The 16,806-nt window shown below is 68.3% G+C and carries 18 protein-coding genes; all 18 read left to right on the top strand.

Translation table 11 applies throughout. The features are described from left to right. Positions 1 to 8 precede the first annotated feature (8 nt). The 18 genes from rpsI (at position 9) to ileS (ending at position 16,803) form a co-directional block, all read left to right on the top strand. The gene (rpsI, locus tag RN901_RS07580; RefSeq protein ID WP_310757585.1) at positions 9 to 404 is read left to right on the top strand and encodes a 30S ribosomal protein S9; all 396 of its coding nucleotides are present in this window, start codon (positions 9 to 11) and stop codon (positions 402 to 404) included. Positions 405 to 427: 23 nt separating this feature from the next. Further along, positions 428 to 1,483 carry a 30S ribosomal protein S2 gene (gene rpsB, locus RN901_RS07575; RefSeq protein WP_310757583.1) on the top strand — a complete coding sequence of 352 codons (1,056 nt, stop codon included), beginning with the start codon at positions 428 to 430 and terminating at the stop codon, positions 1,481 to 1,483. A 53-nt stretch (positions 1,484 to 1,536) separates the two neighbouring features. Then, on the top strand, positions 1,537 to 2,385 hold the full coding sequence (gene tsf, locus RN901_RS07570) for a translation elongation factor Ts (RefSeq protein WP_310757581.1): 849 nt from the start codon (positions 1,537 to 1,539) through the stop codon (positions 2,383 to 2,385). Between the two features lie 35 nt (positions 2,386 to 2,420). Beyond that, positions 2,421 to 3,125: a UMP kinase gene (pyrH, locus tag RN901_RS07565; RefSeq protein ID WP_345782368.1), complete on the top strand. Its 705-nt coding sequence runs from the start codon at positions 2,421 to 2,423 to the stop codon at positions 3,123 to 3,125. Between the two features lie 22 nt (positions 3,126 to 3,147). After that, positions 3,148 to 3,705, top strand: coding sequence for a ribosome recycling factor (frr, locus tag RN901_RS07560; RefSeq protein ID WP_310757579.1), 558 nt, complete (start codon positions 3,148 to 3,150; stop codon positions 3,703 to 3,705). Beyond that, entirely contained in the window at positions 3,702 to 3,953 is a 252-nt protein-coding gene (locus RN901_RS07555; RefSeq protein ID WP_310757577.1) for a hypothetical protein, read from the top strand. Before frr ends, RN901_RS07555 begins: the two co-directional genes overlap by 4 nt. 38 nt (positions 3,954 to 3,991) lie before the next feature. Further along, positions 3,992 to 5,365, top strand: coding sequence for a tRNA lysidine(34) synthetase TilS (gene tilS, locus RN901_RS07550; protein WP_310757575.1), 1,374 nt, complete (start codon positions 3,992 to 3,994; stop codon positions 5,363 to 5,365). After that, the gene (gene hpt / locus RN901_RS07545; RefSeq protein WP_310757573.1) at positions 5,346 to 5,909 is read left to right on the top strand and encodes a hypoxanthine phosphoribosyltransferase; all 564 of its coding nucleotides are present in this window, start codon (positions 5,346 to 5,348) and stop codon (positions 5,907 to 5,909) included. Before tilS ends, hpt begins: the two co-directional genes overlap by 20 nt. 61 nt (positions 5,910 to 5,970) lie before the next feature. Then, positions 5,971 to 7,971 carry an ATP-dependent zinc metalloprotease FtsH gene (gene ftsH / locus RN901_RS07540; protein ID WP_310757571.1) on the top strand — a complete coding sequence of 667 codons (2,001 nt, stop codon included), beginning with the start codon at positions 5,971 to 5,973 and terminating at the stop codon, positions 7,969 to 7,971. A gap of 87 nt (positions 7,972 to 8,058) precedes the next feature. Next, on the top strand, positions 8,059 to 8,904 hold the full coding sequence (gene folP / locus RN901_RS07535) for a dihydropteroate synthase (RefSeq protein ID WP_310757569.1): 846 nt from the start codon (positions 8,059 to 8,061) through the stop codon (positions 8,902 to 8,904). Continuing rightward, on the top strand, positions 8,904 to 9,773 hold the full coding sequence (gene cdaA / locus RN901_RS07530; RefSeq protein WP_310757567.1) for a diadenylate cyclase CdaA: 870 nt from the start codon (positions 8,904 to 8,906) through the stop codon (positions 9,771 to 9,773). Before folP ends, cdaA begins: the two co-directional genes overlap by 1 nt. 61 nt (positions 9,774 to 9,834) lie before the next feature. After that, complete coding sequence (locus RN901_RS07525; RefSeq protein WP_310757565.1) at positions 9,835 to 10,500, top strand: MotA/TolQ/ExbB proton channel family protein; 666 nt, start codon at positions 9,835 to 9,837, stop codon at positions 10,498 to 10,500. A 48-nt stretch (positions 10,501 to 10,548) separates the two neighbouring features. Then, positions 10,549 to 10,971 (top strand): biopolymer transporter ExbD, encoded by a 423-nt coding sequence (locus RN901_RS07520; RefSeq protein WP_310757563.1) that lies wholly within the window; start codon positions 10,549 to 10,551, stop codon positions 10,969 to 10,971. Continuing rightward, positions 10,972 to 11,418 carry a biopolymer transporter ExbD gene (locus RN901_RS07515; RefSeq protein WP_310757561.1) on the top strand — a complete coding sequence of 149 codons (447 nt, stop codon included), beginning with the start codon at positions 10,972 to 10,974 and terminating at the stop codon, positions 11,416 to 11,418. A 41-nt stretch (positions 11,419 to 11,459) separates the two neighbouring features. Then, the gene (locus tag RN901_RS07510) at positions 11,460 to 12,122 is read left to right on the top strand and encodes an energy transducer TonB (protein ID WP_310757560.1); all 663 of its coding nucleotides are present in this window, start codon (positions 11,460 to 11,462) and stop codon (positions 12,120 to 12,122) included. A gap of 89 nt (positions 12,123 to 12,211) precedes the next feature. Continuing rightward, positions 12,212 to 12,874 (top strand): YggS family pyridoxal phosphate-dependent enzyme, encoded by a 663-nt coding sequence (locus RN901_RS07505; RefSeq protein ID WP_310757557.1) that lies wholly within the window; start codon positions 12,212 to 12,214, stop codon positions 12,872 to 12,874. After that, positions 12,871 to 13,497 carry a DivIVA domain-containing protein gene (locus RN901_RS07500; protein WP_310757555.1) on the top strand — a complete coding sequence of 209 codons (627 nt, stop codon included), beginning with the start codon at positions 12,871 to 12,873 and terminating at the stop codon, positions 13,495 to 13,497. Before RN901_RS07505 ends, RN901_RS07500 begins: the two co-directional genes overlap by 4 nt. Positions 13,498 to 13,575: 78 nt before the next feature. Further along, entirely contained in the window at positions 13,576 to 16,803 is a 3,228-nt protein-coding gene (ileS, locus tag RN901_RS07495; RefSeq protein ID WP_310757554.1) for an isoleucine--tRNA ligase, read from the top strand. The last annotated feature ends 3 nt before the right edge of the window (positions 16,804 to 16,806 follow it).

Genomic DNA, 16,806 nt, shown 5'->3' with positions numbered 1-16,806 from the left:
GACGAGAGTTGGCGGAAACGGAACAGGTCCAGTCGGTCGGACGTCGGAAGAAGTCGGTGTCCCGCATCACGATGAAGCGTGGCGTGGGCGTCGTGAATGTGAACGGCCGGGCGTTCGAAGAGTATTTCACGATCCCGCGGCACCGTTCGCTCGTCGCGGCGCCGCTCGACGTTACCGGCACGCGAGCGTCGTACGACATCGCCGTCCGGGTTCGCGGGGGAGGAATCACCGGCCAGGCGGAGGCCACCCGCCTGGGCATCGCGCGCGCCCTGCTCGCGATGGATGAGGACCGACGGCGCACCCTGCGGTCCCACGGCATGCTGACCCGCGATCCCCGCATCGTCGAGCGGAAGAAGCCGGGTCGTCCCAAGGCGCGCAAGCGCTTCCAGTTCTCCAAACGATAGCGGGAAGGCGGAAAGCCGAGCGCATGGGCGTCGAGCTGCAGGACCTCTTGAAGGCGGGCGTACACTTCGGGCACCAGACACACCGCTGGAACCCGAAGATGCGGAAATACATCTTCGCCGAGTGCGGCGGAATCTACCTTATCGATCTCAAGAAGACGCAGCGGGAGCTCGAACGGGCTCACGAACTCGTGCGCGAGACGATCGTCGGGGGCAAGTCCGTGCTCTTCGTCTGCACGAAGCCCCAGCTCGCCCGCGTCGTGCGGGGAGAGGCCGAGCGGTGCGGTTCCTTCTACGTCACGGAACGGTGGCTCGGCGGGATGCTCACCAACTTCCAGACGATCAAGAAGAACATCGCACGCCTGAAGGAGCTCGAGCGGGGCGTCGAGGAGGGGGCGTTCGAGTTCTACACGAAGAAGGAGCGGCTGCTCCTCGAGCGGGAGCGCCAGAAGCTCGACCGCTATCTGTCCGGCATCAAGGAGATGTCGCGGCTGCCCGGGCTCGTGTTCGTCGTGGATTCGACCCGCGAGGACATCGCGGTGCGCGAGGCGAACCGCCTCGGCATCCCGGTCGTCGCGATCGCGGACACGAATGCGGACCCCGATCTCCTCACGATCGCCATCGCGGGCAACGATGACGCGATTCGCTCCGTCTCGTTGATCACGCGCTCGGTCGCCGATGTCGTGGAGGCGTCGCGGCGCGAGATTCCGGAGGCGGGACGGGAAGAGGCCGAGTCGCAGGCGTACACGTATTCGAGCGACGCCGGCGGGGTCGCCGACGCTGCCGGCAGTTCGCGCCGCCGCAGGCCGAGGCGAAAGCCGCGTCCGGAGGTCATCGCTCAGCGGCTGCACCACCCGGCCGTGATAGAGGGCGCCGACGGGGAAGCCGAGCCGGCCGAGAGCGATGCGAAGGCTGCCGAGAGCGATGCCGAAGTAGCCGACAATCCCGAGCCCGCGGCGGAGGCCGAGGTGGCCGACAACCCGGAGCCCGCGGCGGACGAGAACCCGGAGCCCGCGGCGGACGCCGGATCGGAGGATGCCGAAGCGGCAGTCGTCGGAGAGGTGGAGTCGGAAGAGAAGTGACCGCAAGGGGCCACTTCGGTGGCCCTTTTTTTTGGGAAGGAGACATGGAGACCATGACGCAGATCACGGCCGGGGCGGTGAAGGCTCTCCGCGACCGGACAGGCGCCGGGATGATGGACTGCAAGCGCGCGCTCATCGAATCGGAGGGAGATACGGAGCGGGCCATCGACCTGCTCAGGAAGGCGGGCGCGGCGAAGGCGGCGAAGCGCGAGGCGCGCACGGTGTCGGAAGGCACGATCCGCATCGCCCTGCGCGACGGCGCCGCCTCGATGGTCGAGGTGCTGAGCGAAACCGACTTCGTCGCGCGCAGCGAGGCGTTCGAGGATTTCTCGCGGGAGCTGGCGGACCGGCTGTTCGACCTCCCGGTGCAGGATGGGGAGACCGTCCAGGGCGCGGCGCTGCTCCAGCTCGAGGGGGGAGAGGCGGTCGAGAGCCACCTCAACGAGCTGCGGGTGCAGGTCGGGGAGAACGTCCAGGTCGGACGCGCGGTGCGCTTCGATCTCGGCGCGGACGGGGCCTTCGCGTCCTACGTCCACTTCGGGAATCGCATCGGCGTGCTGGTGGAGGTCTCGGACTCCGGCGAGGCGGCGCTGGAGGCGGCGCGCGGGATCGCGATGCACGCCGCGGCCACGAACCCCCGGGGCGTGTCGCCGGACGACATTCCGGAGGCGGAGGTCGAACGCGAGCGCAAGCTGCTGACCGAACAGGCGCTGGAGCAGGGCAAGCCGGCCTCGATCACGGAGAAGATCGTGGAGGGCCGCATGCGCAAGTTCTACGAGGAGAACGCGCTCCTCTGGCAGGCCTACGTGCGGGATCCGGACCTGACGGTGAAGGACGTCCTGCGCAACGCGGGGCAGGATCTGGCGGTTCGGCGGTTCGTCCGCTTCGAGGTGGGCGGCTGAGTTCCGCGGGCCGGATTCCCGGGGACGCGGGCGACCTGAAGTATCGCCGCGCCCTCGTGAAGCTCTCCGGCGAGTCGCTCGCCGGGAATCGCGGGTTCGGCATCGACCCGCCGGTCATCGAGGAACTCACGCGTGAAATCCGTCGCGTCCACCAGAGCGGCGTGAGCCTGGGACTCGTCGTGGGCGGCGGGAACATCATGCGCGGCACGGTCGCGAGCGAGCGCGGCATGGATCGCGTGAGCGCGGATTACATGGGCATGCTCGCGACCGTGATCAACGCGATGGCGCTGCAGGACATGCTCGAACAGTCCGGCGTGGAGACGCGGGTCATGTCCGCCATCCGGATGGAAGAACTCGCGGAGCCCTACATCCGGCGTCGCGCGCTGCGCCATCTCGAGAAGAGAAGGGTCGTGATCTTCGCCGGAGGTACGGGAAACCCGTATTTTTCCACCGATACGGCGGCCGTGCTCCGGGCGATCGAGATGGAAGCCGACGTGATCATGAAGGCGACGCGGGTCGACGGCGTGTACACCGCGGATCCGGAGACCGACCCGGAGGCCTCGCTCATCGACGAGATCGGCTATCTCGAGGTGATGACGCGTGAACTCGCCGTCATGGACGCGGCGGCGATCTCCCTGTGCAAGGAAAACGCGCTGCCCATCGTCGTCTTGAACATCAAGCGGCCGGGTGCAATCCTGGCAGCGTTGCAAGGCGAGAGGATCGGGACGCTCGTCGGGTAGGTAGCCACGATCGGAGGGGACGGTGCCGGAGGAGACGCTGGAGAATGCGGTCCTGGCGATGGAAAGCGCGATCGAGGCGATCGCGCGCGAATTCGCCACCGTTCGTACGGGCAAGGCGACGACCGCGATCCTCGACGGCGTGAGGGTCGAGGCGTACGGCTCGATCGTGCAACTGCGGCAGGTGGCGAACGTCAGCGCCCCCGAGCCGACCATGCTTCTCGTACAGCCGTACGACCCGAACATCGCCCGCGATGTCGCGCGCGCGATCCAGAGCGGCGACCTGGGGCTCAACCCTTCCGTGGACGGCGCCGTCGTCCGGGTGCCCATTCCACCGCTGACCGAGGAGCGCCGGCGCGACCTCGTCAAGATCCTCCACCGCATGGCGGAGGAGGGGCGGGTGTCGATTCGGCACGCGAGACACGAAGCGCGCGACCGACTTCTCAAGATGCAGCGGGACGGGGAAGTCGGTGAAGACATCGCCCGCCGCACGATGACCGAAGTTCAGACGCATACCGACGAATACGTCGGGAAGATCGACGCGATGCTCGCGCGCAGGGAAGCGGAGGTGATGGAGGTTTGAACGGATCGAAGAGCGTCGCGGGCGCGCTGCGCGCATACGTCACCGGGCGGGATCGCGTCTGGGAGCACGGGCGCAAGCTCGGCCGATCCGGGACCGCCGCCGAGGATCCCTCTCCCGGCGCCCCGCGCGAGATCGCGTTCGGGGAGTTGCCGGCGCGACCGAAGTTCGGCGTCTCCGTGGCCGAGCAACTGGACTTCCGCCGTGGCCCGGCGGCGTGGCGCGACCGCCCCCCTCCCGGAGAGTCCTGACGCTCCGCGCTGAAGCCCCGTCAGCCGCGGGCGCCGGCGTGGCGGCGCGCCTGCGGGGTGTGCTCCGGGCGGCTCCGGAGCTTCTGCCGCGAGGCTCGTGCGTCCTCGTGGCCTTTTCCGGCGGATCGGACTCGCTCGCGCTCCTGCATCTCCTCCGCGCGCTTGGCGAGTCCTGGCCGCTGAAGCTGAGCGCGGCCCATTTCGACCATGGCATTCAGCCGGACAGCGCCGCATGGGCCGCGAGAGCGGCGGAACTCTGCCGCCAGGCCGAAGTGCCGTGCGACGTGGGCCGCGCGAACGGACTCACGGGCGGCCCTGCGGAGTGGCGGGCGGCCCGATATGCCTTCCTGGCCGAGGCACGGCGTCGGGCCGGGGCGGATCGCGTTGCCCTCGCCCACCAGCGCGATGACCACGTGGAGACGGTGTTGCTGCACCTCCTGCGCGGCCCCGGCTTTCGCGGGCTGGCCGGCATCCCGGTGCGCCGCGGCGCCTTCGTGCGTCCGCTGCTCGGCTTCGCGCGCGCCGACCTGAGAAGCTATCTGCGGGCCACCGGACGGGAGTGGGTGAAGGACCCCGCGAACCGGAATCCTCGTTACCGGCGCTCGCGGGTGCGGTACGGGCTGCTGCCGGCGCTGGCCGATGAGGAGCCGTCCGTCCGCCGGCTGCTGGCGGAACTCGGACGGAATGCCCTCGTGGCCGAAGGCGGGCTGGAAGCGGGCGCCAGGCGGTTCCTCTCCGCCGCGGGATACCGGGAAAGCGCCGACGGAGCGCAAATTGCCCGGTCCCGACTGCTGGGGTATGATCGGGCGGCTCGCGGGCGCATGTTGCGGCAGCTCGCCCGGGACATGGGCTTCCAGCTGTCCCGGCGCGGAACCCACGTGGGCGCATCCTTCGTAGACACGGGGGAGAGCGGTCGCGGGGTGGACATCGCGGCGGGCCTGCGGGTCGAGCGGGAGTTCGACCGGATTCACGTACGGTGCGCGCGAGAGGTGCCGCTCGACCGCGAACTCGACATTGATCGAGCGCGGGCGCGGCGGGCGGGTCGGGGGCCGATCCGCCTCGGCGGGAGCGCCTGGGAGGTGTGCTGGAGCGCCCTCGAAGGCACGGAACGCTGGGCGACCTCTTTCCCAGTTGACCGGGTCCGATTTCCGATCCGTGTACGGGGGCCGCGACCCGGAGACCGGATCCGCACGCGGGCCGGGTCGCGAAAGGTCGCGAAGCTCCTGATGGAGCGCCGCGTGCCGGCCTCGAATCGTTCAGGCGTGCCGGTCGTCGTGGACGCCGACCGGAGAGTGCTGTGGGTAGCCGGACACTCCCGGGCGGCGGTGGAGCCGGCCGACCCCGGAGGAGCGTGGTTCGCCATTGGATTCACAAAGCGCCGGGATCGGCACGATGAACGCCGCGGAACGTGAGTTCACGGCGTACACCGGGAGCGAGGCCCTCGAGCACATCGTCTACTCCGCAGCGGAGATCGCGGACCGCGTCGCCCGCATGGGTGCGGATATCGCCGCCGCATACCCGCGGGACGCCGATGTACTGCTGCTGGGCCTGCTCAAGGGCTCGTTCGTGTTCCTCGGCGACCTGGTCCGTCAGATCCGGCGTCCGCTGCAGGTCGACTTCCTCGTCGCGTCGAGCTATGGCAAGGGCACGAAGAGTTCGGGCATCGTGGAACTGCTCTACGATCCGCGGGCTCCGATGGCCGGCCGGCACATCATCATCGTCGAAGACATCGTCGACAGCGGCACCACGTTGAATCAGTTGTGCGGCGGGATCGTCGAGCGAGGTCCCGCTTCTCTCGAGATCTGCGCGCTCCTCCACAAGCGCATCGCGCCGGATCTCGAGTGGGAGCCGCGGTGGGTTGGCTTCGATGCACCAAATGAGTTCCTTGTGGGGTATGGATTGGATCAGGCGGAGGATTTTCGTCACCTTCCGTTTATCGCGTCTCTTCGTACGTGAGCCGTACGCGAGACAGCCGCAGGCGAGACATCGGAGCCGGAACAGGCCGGAATAGATAAAAATGAGACAAGACCAGCCGCAGAGGCCGGACGGCAGCGACCCTTCGGGCCGCATGCATCGCTGGCTCAGGACGGCGTCGTTCTGGGCCCTGCTGATTCTGATTCCCGTCGCCCTCCTCCAGTTCATGGGGGGCGCCAGGGAGAGCCGGGAGACGCTGAGCTATACGCAGTTCCGCCAGCAGATCACCCAGCGGAACATCGAGTCGATTCAGGTGCGCCTCGGCACCGGCGAGGTCGAGGGCAGCCTCAGGAGTGCGATCACCGTCGACGAGGCGGAAATCGCGAACTTCCATCTCCTGTTGCCGACGCGGGAGATCAGCGACGCGCTCATGAGCGAACTCCTCGAGGCCGACATCACGATCGAGACGCTTCCCGCGCGGAGCAACTGGCTCAACGTATTCATCTCGATCCTTCCCTGGATCTTCATCATCGGGCTCTGGCTGTTCGTCATCCGGCAGATGCAGGCCGGAGGGTCGCGGGCGTTCAGTTTCGGGAAGTCGAAGGCCCGACTCCTGAGCGGAGACACGCCGAAGATCACCTTCGCCGACGTCGCGGGGTGCGATGAAGCGAAGGACGAACTGCAGGAGATCATCGAGTTCCTCAAGGATCCGCGGAAGTTCTCGCGCCTGGGGGGGCGCCTGCCGAAGGGCGCGCTCCTCGTCGGGCCGCCGGGGACCGGAAAAACGCTCCTCGCGAGAGCCGTGGCCGGGGAGGCCGGACGACCGTTCTTCTCGATGTCCGGCTCCGACTTCGTGGAGATGTTCGTCGGCGTGGGCGCTTCCCGCGTGCGCGACCTCTTCGAGCAGGGGAAGGCCCAGGCGCCCTGCATCATCTTCATCGATGAGATCGACGCGGTCGGGCGCCACCGGGGGGCCGGTCTCGGGGGCGGGCACGACGAGCGGGAACAGACCCTCAACCAGCTGCTCGTGGAAATGGACGGGTTCGAATCGAACGAAGGGGTGATCCTCCTCGCGGCGACGAACCGGCCCGATGTGCTCGATCCCGCGCTCCTGCGTCCGGGTCGCTTCGACCGCCAGATCGTCGTCGACAATCCCGATATCAAGGGGCGCGAGGGCATCTTCCAGGTGCACACGCAGGACATCCCGCTTGCCGACGATGTCGACCTCGCGGTGCTGGCGAAGGGGACTCCGGGGCTCTCCGGCGCGGATATCGAGAACGTCGTCAACGAGGCCGCGCTCATCGCGGCGCGGGACGACAAGGATCGCGTCTACATGGAGGAGTTCGAGCGGGCCAAGGACAAGGTCATGCTCGGCACCGAGCGCCGGAGCATGGTGATCTCCGAGGAAGAGCGCCGGGTCACGGCCTACCACGAGGCGGGGCATGCCGTGGTTGCCCTCCGCGTCCCGGGCCTGGACCCGCTCCACAAGGTGACGATCGTCCCGCGCGGACGTGCCCTCGGCATCACGGCCTCGCTCCCCGAGGAGGACCGCCACAACTACACCAAGGAGTGGCTCGAGGGCCAGCTCAAGATGCTGTTCGGCGGGCGCGTGGCCGAAGAAACGATGTTCGGCGACGGCAAGATCACGACCGGCGCGGGCAACGACATTGAGCGCGCGACGGATCTCGCGCGCCGCATGGTCACGCAGTTCGGGATGTCGCCGGCCGTGGGCGCGATGTCGGTGGGGGACCGGGAACAGGAAGTCTTTCTGGGCCGGGACCTCTCTCAACGCCGCGAGGTCAGCGAGAAGACGGCCGAACTCGTGGACGGCGAGATCAAGCGCATCCTCGATGAATCGTATGACGCCACGCGAGTCGTCCTCGACGAGAATCAGGCGCTGCTCGAGGCGATCGCGGAGGCGCTGCTGGAGCGGGAAACGCTGGATTCGGAAGACATCAAGCTGCTCGAGGAGGGCAAGGAGTTGCCGGCCTTGGTGTCGGAACCCGCCCCGCCGGCGCCGCAGCCGGCGGCCATCGAACCGGCGCCGCAGCGCGAGCGTCCCCTGGAGGGTGCGGGCGGCGAGCCCGCCCCGGCTCCGGCTTAGCAGCCCGGCGCGCGGATGGGGCTCTCGACGGTCGGGCCGGCGCGCACCTGGCGGACAGGCGATCGCGAGATCTCTCTGAAATCACCCGTGATCGCGGGGATCCTGAACGTCACGCCCGATTCGTTTTCGGATGGCGGCCGGTTCGAGCAGCCTCGGAAGGCGATTGCGAGAGGCCGGCAAATCGCGGAAGAGGGAGCGGCGATCCTCGATATCGGAGCCGAGTCCACCCGCCCCGGCGCCGATCCGGTGCCGGCGGACGAGGAGTGGGCCAGGCTCGAACCGGTACTCCGCGGACTGCGTGACCTCCCGATCCCCGTTTCCGTGGATACGCACAAGCTCGAGGTGGCGGAGCGGGCGGTGGACGCGGGCGCCGCGGCGATCAACGACGTGACGGCCCTGCGCGCCGATCCGGCGTTGGCGAGGCTCGCGGCCCGGACGGGCGTCGGGCTCGTTCTCATGCACATGCGCGGCACGCCACGCACCATGCAGCTCGACACCGCCTACGGCGACGTCGCGGCGGAGGTCCGCGGCGCCCTCGCCGAGGCCCGGCGGACGGCGCTCGAGGCCGGCTGCGAGCCGGATCAGATCGCGGTCGACCCGGGGATCGGCTTCGGCAAGTCCCTGGGCGGCAATCTCGAGCTGCTGGCGCGGCTCGACGAGATCGCATCGCTCGGAGCGGCGGTGTGGGTCGGCCCGTCGCGCAAGTCCTTTCTCGGAGCGCTGCTCGATGTGGGGCCGGCCGAGCGCGTGACCGCCTCCGTCACGGCGTGTCTGGCCGCGGCGCGGCGCGGCGCCGATGTGCTCCGCGTGCACGATGTGCGTGAAATGCGTCAGGCGCTCGACGTCGAGGGAGCGATCGATGCCCGTCGCGCCGGCGACGTTCGCGGCGCCCGTCCGTCCGCCCGTCCGCGCGCGGCTGGAGGCCGCAACTGATGGATGCCTTCTGGAACTACCTGGGCCTCCTTCAGATCGATCTTCTGGACGTCTTCGAGATCACCGTCGTCGCGGTCCTCATCTACCGGGTGCTCATCCTCTGGTCCGGCACGAGGGCGTTCCAGATGCTGTTCGGCCTCGTCCTGCTCGCGGCGGTATACGCGGCGGCGGGCTGGCTGAGCCTCGACCTCATCCGGTCGATTCTCTCGCAGGCCTTCACCTACGGCGCCTTCGCGCTCATCGTCGTCTTTCACCCCGAACTGCGGAACGCGCTCGCCCGGCTCGGCCGCAGCCGCGTGCTGAGCGCGCTCACGCGCCTGCAGGAGCGGAGCGAGGCGGTCGCGGATGAGATCGCGAAGGCGGCCGCCGAACTGTCCCGCACCCGGACGGGGGCGATCATCGCGATCGAACGCGAACTGTCTCTCGAAGAGTATATAGAGAAGACGGGGACGCGCCTCCGGGCCGACGTGTCGTCCAGCCTGCTCGTGTCTCTGTTCACGCCCAAGTCGCCCCTCCACGATGGGGCGGTCGTCGTGCGCGACGGGCAGATCGTCGCCGCCGGCGTCCATCTCCCGCTCACGCAGTATCCCCTCAGCGACCGGACGCTGGGGACCCGGCACCGCGCCACGCTCGGCCTTTCCGAGGAGACCGACGCGTACGTTGTCGTGGTGTCCGAGGAGACAAGCCAGATTTCGCTCGCCCGTCGCGGCGTCCTGCGCCGGAACCTCGCGGCGCACCAGCTCCGGGACCACCTGGCCGCCGACGTCCCGGCGCCCGAACTGAGCCGCCCCGGCGCCGATCTCGACGCGGAGTCCGCGGATCGGCCGGATGGTCCCAAACGGTTTGACGAGGCTCCGTCCGTCCCCTAAACTTTTTGCGAGTTACGACCAGGCCGGGAATCGGGCGACAAATCCCTCACGGGCAGGCGATATGGGCAATCAGTACGAGCTGCTGACTCTGTTCACCGATGGCGGGTTCATGATGTACCCCCTCGTCCTCTGCTCGCTGATCGCGATCGGCGTGATGCTGGCCAAGGCGTGGACCCTCACGATTGCCCACCGCGACTCGAAGAAGCTGCTCCAGGAGATCGAGAACCTCGGCGTGAGCGGCCGCCTCGGCGAAGCGATCACGACGGCTGAAGAAACACGGGGACCCGTCGCGGCCATCCTCCTCGCCGGTCTGCGCCGGCTCCGCGACCGCGGCGGCGATGCGCGCTCCGATGGAAAGGACATCCAGAAGGCGATCGCCACGACGGGCGTGATCGAGCTCGACTTCCTCGAACGCGGCCTCACGGTCCTGGGCACGATCGCCAACGTCGCCCCCATGCTGGGGTTCCTCGGAACCGTGATCGGGATGATTCTCGCCTTCCAGGCCATCGAGATCGCGGGACAGGTCGAGCCGGGCCTCGTCGCCGGCGGCATCAAGGTGGCGCTCATTACGACCGCGACGGGGCTTTCGATCGCGATCCCCGTCAACATCGGCTACAACTTTTTCGTCACCCGCATCGATCGTCTCATCCTCGACATGGAGGAAGGGGCGCAGGAGGTGCTCGGGCTCATCTGGGACCTCGAGGACCGGGGCGCGCGGGCGAGCTGACGAGCCCGGGTCGTACCCCGGGGCGACAAACGGAGAAAGAAGTCCACAATGGCGATCATGAAACGCAAGCAGAAGGTGTCGGACGAGATCCCGACCTCTTCGATGGCGGACATCGCGTTCCTCCTCCTGGTCTTCTTCCTCACGACGACGGTGTTCAACGAGGAGCGGGGACTGCCGATCGTGCTCCCGGAACAGTCCGAGGAGCAGGATGTGTCGGGGCGGAACCTGATCTTCTTCATCGTGCAGCCTGACGGCCGCGTCATCGTGCGCCGGGGCGAGAGCGAACAGGAACAGGTCGTGGCGCACACGCAGGTGGCGAACATCCTGCGCACCGAACTGGCGGGCAACGAGAACCTCATCGCCGCCATTCAGACGCACCCCAACGCGCCCTACCGTCACATGGTCAACGTGCTCGATGAGGTGAAGCTGGCGGGCGCCGAGCGAATCTCGCTACAGGAGATGGAGAACTAGATGGCCATCAAGGACAGCGGCTTCAAGAAAAAGTCCGGGTCGGACGGGTCGATCCCCACCTCGTCCATGGCCGACATCGCGTTCCTCCTGCTCATCTTCTTCATGGTCACGACCGTCTTCCGGAAGGACCGGAACCGGCAGATCGAGTGGACGACCGCCGAGGCCACGGAGAAGATCGACGAGAAACGGCAGAACATCCTCCACCTCTGGGTTCAGCGCGACGGGTCGGTCTGGATCAACGACGTGCTGACGCCGTTCGAGGACATCTCGGAAACCGTTCGGCCGATCTACGCGGAGAACCGTGAACTCGTGATCGCGATTCGCGGCGACTCCGAGGTACCTTATCAGCAGATCAATACGATTACGGAAGAATTGCAGGCGTCCGGCGCGGTTCGCGTCACCTTCGCCACGCGACTCGAGCAGCGCGCCATGCGGGCACGGCGCTAGCGGTAGCGGCACACCACGGGCTTCTGGAGACCGGGAGAGAAATGATGGAAGAGACCGGCATTCGGCTCACCGCGAACGATCAGTTCAAGCGAGCGAGCACCAACTGGACACAGATCGGCCTGATGGTTGCCGTCACGCTCCACTTCGGGCTGTTCGTCCTCGTACGTCCGTTCGAGGCCGCGGACCTGGGCGTCGTGGTCGATGAAATCGAGGCGGTGGCGTTGCCGCCCGAGGTGAAGATCCCGCCGCCGCCGGAGCAGATCGCCCGTCCGGCCACCCCGCGGGTCGCCTCGGTCGACATCTCCGAGGACATCACGATCGCGGAAACGACGTTCGAGTCGTTCACGACGGACAACGCCCTGCCTCCGCCTCCCGAGACCGGGAGCCCGGCGGACCGGCCGTCCTTCATCGCGTACGATACGCCTCCGGTGATGCTGAACGGGGGTGAGATTCAGCAGATTCTGCAGCGGGAGTATCCGCGCACGCTGAAGGATGCCGGCATCGGCGGTCGCGTCGAACTCTGGCTCTACGTGACGGAGGGCGGGGCCGTCGAGAACTTCGAGGTCAAAACCTCCTCCGGTAACGGCCTGCTCGACGAGGCCGCGGGGAAAGTCGTGCAGCAGATGCGATTCACGCCTGCAAAGAACCGCGACAAGGTCACGGCGGTCTGGGTCTCGCAGTGGGTGACGTTCCAGGTGATCTAGCCCGTCCCGCGGACTCGAGGCGACGACAGAGCGCCCGGCGACGCCAACGCGACGCCGGGCGCTCTCAGGTCGAGGCCCGGCTGGCCAGGGTGACGGAGCGCATCGAGGCCGCGGCGAGTCGGGCCGGACGGCGCGCGAGCGACGTCGAGATCCTCCCCGTGACGAAGGGACATCCCGCTCGGGGGATCGAGATCGTGAAGGCGCTCGGCGTGGGCCGGATCGGCGAAAACCGGGTGCAGGAGGCCGAAGCCAAGCGGTCGGAGCTGGGGCCGACGCCCGGCGTCGCGTGGCACCTGATCGGTCGGCTGCAGCGCAACAAGGCGCGGCGCGCGGTCCGGCTGTTCGATGTCGTCGAGTCCGTGGACAGCGTGCGGCTCGCGGGCGCGCTGAGCCGGATCATCGAGGAGGAGGGTTGCAAGCCGGTCGAAGTGCTCGTGCAGGTGAACACGTCGGGGGAGGCCGCGAAGGCCGGCCTGGGCCCGGATGCGGCGCTCGACGCCGCGGCCGAGATCTGTGAGCTGCCCGGTCTGCGCGTGGCCGGACTGATGACGATGGCGCCCTTCACGGCGGACGAAGCCGTGGTCCGGCCCGCGTTTCGTGGCGCCGCGCGGCTGCTGGAGCGCTGCCGGGCGGAGATCCCGGGCTTCGAGGGCCGGGCGCTCTCGATGGGGATGAGCAACGACTTCGAGATCGCGATCGAGGAGGGGAGCACGCGGGTGCGGCTCGGCACGGTGCTACTGGGGGAGAGATGATCGACCTGACACCGCTCGACGTCCGCAAGAAGAAGGACGACTTCAGGCGTTCCGTGCGCGGATACGACGCACAGCAGGTCGATGCGTTTCTCGCGGTCGTGGCGGATTGCCTCGAACGGTACGTGCGCGAGCAGGTCGTACTCAGCGACCGGATCGAGCAGCAGAAACACCAGTTGGAGAGCTACAGGGCCCGCGAGAGGGCGCTCAACGAAGCGCTTCTGGCCGCACAGGAGCTGCGCGAGGAAGCCCGCCTGCAGTCCGAGCGCGATGCGGGCGTGCGGGTCCGCGAGGCCGAGATTCGCGCGGGTGCGGTTCTCGCCGACGCGGAGCGCGCCGTCCGCCTCTGCCACGAGAAGGTCGAAGACCTGAAGGCGACCCGGGGCCGCTTTCTCGCCTCGCTGCGGAAACTGTTCGAGCGCTTCGACGAATACCTCGACTTCGAAGATGAACGGTTCGGGGAGGGATCGAGCGATCTCGATGGGTTCATCGAACGGCTGCGAGCGATAGGAGACGGGGCCCGCGACGTTGCCGCCGAGTCCGTGGCTCCGGAATCCAATCCCGAACCCCCGCCGCCATCGATTAGCCGGGTCGACGTCGGCGGTTCGGGCGCCGCGTCGACCTGACCGCAGCGCCCCGCTGCGCGCGCCCGCCGTTCCGACGACTACGTCGACGATCCAGGAATAACCAGACGGAGCACCTCCATGGCCTACCGGCCGATACCGGAGTCCGTACGCGGGCTCGAAGCCGAAGTCCTCGGACGCTGGGAGGAAGAGAAGACCTTCGAGCGCAGCCTCGCGGCCCGAGCGGAGGCGCCGGACTTCGTGTTCTACGAGGGGCCGCCGACCGCGAACGCCGCGCCCGGCGTCCATCACATCCTGGCCCGCACGATCAAGGACACGGTGGCGCGATACCGCACCATGTCCGGTTACCACGTGCCGCGGAAGGCGGGCTGGGACACCCATGGGCTGCCGGTGGAGCTCGAGGTCGAGCGTTCGCTCGGCATCTCCGGCAAGCCGGACATCGAGCGCTACGGCATCCGAAAGTTCAACGACAAGTGCCGGAACAACGTGTTCCGCTACCAGGACGCCTGGGAGCGGCTGTCGCGGGACATCGGCTACTGGCTGGACTACGGCGACCCCTACGTCACGTACTCGAGCGAGTTCATCGAGTCGGGCTGGTGGGCGCTCTCGGAGATCGAGAAGCGGGGTCTGCTGTACCGAGGATACCGCGTCATCCCGACGTGTCCGCGCTGCGGCACGGGCCTCTCGAGCCACGAGGTGGCTCAGGGCTACCGGGACGTCACCGAGCCCGCGGTCTTCATCAAGTTCCATCTCGTGGACGACCCGGACGGCGCGCGGATCCTGAGCTGGACCACGACCCCGTGGACGCTTCCGGGCAACCTCGGCCTCGCGGTGGGGCTCGACATCCCCTATGTCCGCGTACGCGTCCTGCCCGAGGGCGCGGACGGTGGCACGACTCCCGCGCGGGCGCACGACGGGCCCGGCGGGGCGTCGCCGGGAGAAGTACTCATCCTGGCCCGCGACCGCGTCTCCGCGGTGCTGCGGCACCCGTACGAGATCGTCGGGGAAGTGCGCGCCGGTGAACTCGCCGGGCGACGCTACCGCCCGCTCTTCCCGGGAGCGGTGGACGGGGCCGGCTCCGATACCGCGTGGACGGTGCTCGAGGCGGACTTCGTCACGGTCGACGAAGGGACGGGTGTCGTCCACACCGCGGTGATGTACGGGGAGGACGACTTTCGGCTGGGCGAGGCGGCGGGACTGCCGATGCAGCACACGGTCGGCGAAGATGGGCGCTTTCTCGACGCCGTGCCGGGCGGACTCGCCGGCATGCACGTGAAGGATCGAGAGACCGAACGCGCGCTCCGCGACTGGGCCGTCGCGCATGACCAGCTGTACCTGCGCGAGATGTACGAGCACAGCTATCCCCACTGTTGGCGCTGCGACAGCGCGCTTCTCTACATGGCGCGCGACTCGTGGTACATCCGGACGACCGCCGTGAAGTCGCGCCTGCTCGAGCACAACGCGTCCATCGACTGGCATCCGCCCGAGACGGGATCCGGCCGCATGGGCGAGTGGTTGCAGAACAACGTCGACTGGGCGCTCTCGCGCGAGCGGTACTGGGGAACCCCCCTCCCCATCTGGCTCTGCTCCGAGGATGACGGACACCGCGAGGTGCTCGGGTCCTTTGCGGAACTGGGACGCCGCGTCGGCGGCCTCCCCGAGGACTTCGATCCCCACCGCCCGGGGATCGACGGATACGAGTGGAGCTGCACGGCCGACGCGTGCGGCGGCACGATGCGGCGCGTGCCGGAAGTCGCCGACGCGTGGTTCGACTCCGGATCCATGCCCTACGCCCAGTGGCACTATCCGTTCGAGAACCGGGACACCTTCGAGCGCTACTTCCCGGCCGACTACATCGCCGAGGGCGTCGACCAGACACGCGGCTGGTTCTACTCGCTCATCGCGCTGTCCACGATCCTCTTCGACCGCGCGCCGTTCCGGGCCGTCGTCGTCAACGACCAGGTGCTCGACGCAAAGGGACGCAAGATGTCGAAGTCGCGGGGCAACGCCGTGGATCCGCGTGACGCGCTCGACACCTACGGGGCCGACGTCACGCGCTTCTACTTTCTCTCGGGGTCCAACCCGTGGGTACCGAAACGGTGGGACCCTTCGGCGCTGCGTGAAACCGACCGCAAGCTGTTCGCCACGCTTCGTCACACGTATCGCTTCTTCGCCCTCTATGCGAACGAGGAGGGCTGGTCCCACGCCGCGTCCGCGGCGGTCCCCGTTTCCGACCGCGGCGACCTCGACCGCTGGGTGCTCGCCCGCCTCGACCGGGTCGTGCGGCTCGTGGGGGAGGCGCTGGAGTCGTTCGATCTCACGGCCGGCGCGCGCACCATCCAGGAGTTCGTGCTCGACGACGTGTCGAACTGGTACGTGCGCCGGAGCCGCGACCGCTTTTGGGCGACGCAGCCGGGGGTGGCGGCCGCGAGCGCCGATGCCTTCGCGACGCTCCACGATTGTCTCGCCACGACCGCGCGGCTGCTCGCCCCGTACGCCCCGTTCATGTCCGACTGGCTGTATCGGGCGCTCACGGACGAAACGTCCGTCCACCTGGCGGATTTCCCGAAGCCCGAGGGGCATTCGGAGCCCGAACTCGAACAGGCGATGGACGACGTTCGGCGCCTGGTGGCGCTGGGCCGCGCCGCGCGGGAAAAGGCGGGGGTCCGGATTCGGCAGCCGCTGCGCACCTTGCACGCGGTTTTGCCGGAGGGGCGGGTGCTCACGGACCCGATGGCGGCGCTGGCGATGGAAGAACTCAACGTAAAAAAGGTTGTGTCGCTGGGGGACAGCGAAGATCTTACCCGGCTATACGCGAAGCCGCGGTTCGGGGCGCTGGGTCCGAAACACGGAGCGCGTACGCCGGCGGTCGCGGCCGGGATCGCGAACCTGGATGCGGCTGCCCTGAGACGGCTCAGGGACGGGGGAACGCTCGACATCGAGATCGGAGGCGCGCGGGTTCGGGTGACGCCCGAAGACCTCGTGATTCAGGAGGAAACGCTCACCGACCTCGCCGTGGCGACCGGAGGCGGTTACCTCGCGGCCCTGGATACCGATATCGATGACGCGCTGCGCGACGAAGGTTACGCGCGGGAGATCGTGAACCGCGTCCAGCGGCTGCGGCGCGATGCGGGGCTCGAGGTCGCCGACCGCATCCGCCTCGGCGTGGCGGGTCCGCGGGATCTGGAACGGGCCGTTTCGACTCATGCGGACTACATCGCCGGCGAGACGCTGGCTGTGGAAGTGCAGACCGGGTCGGCCCCCGGGGAAGGCCTGAATACGGCCGTGGTGAAGATCGACGACGTCGAGGTCCGCATCGGAATCGGCGGGGTCGGCGAACGCGCTTGAGAA

Origin of the sequence: Candidatus Palauibacter soopunensis (genome assembly GCF_947581735.1) — a bacterium.
Taxonomy (GTDB): domain Bacteria; phylum Gemmatimonadota; class Gemmatimonadetes; order Palauibacterales; family Palauibacteraceae; genus Palauibacter; species Palauibacter soopunensis.
Note: the sequence above shows the minus strand (reverse complement) of the source record. Positions and strands in the feature narration are given on the sequence as shown.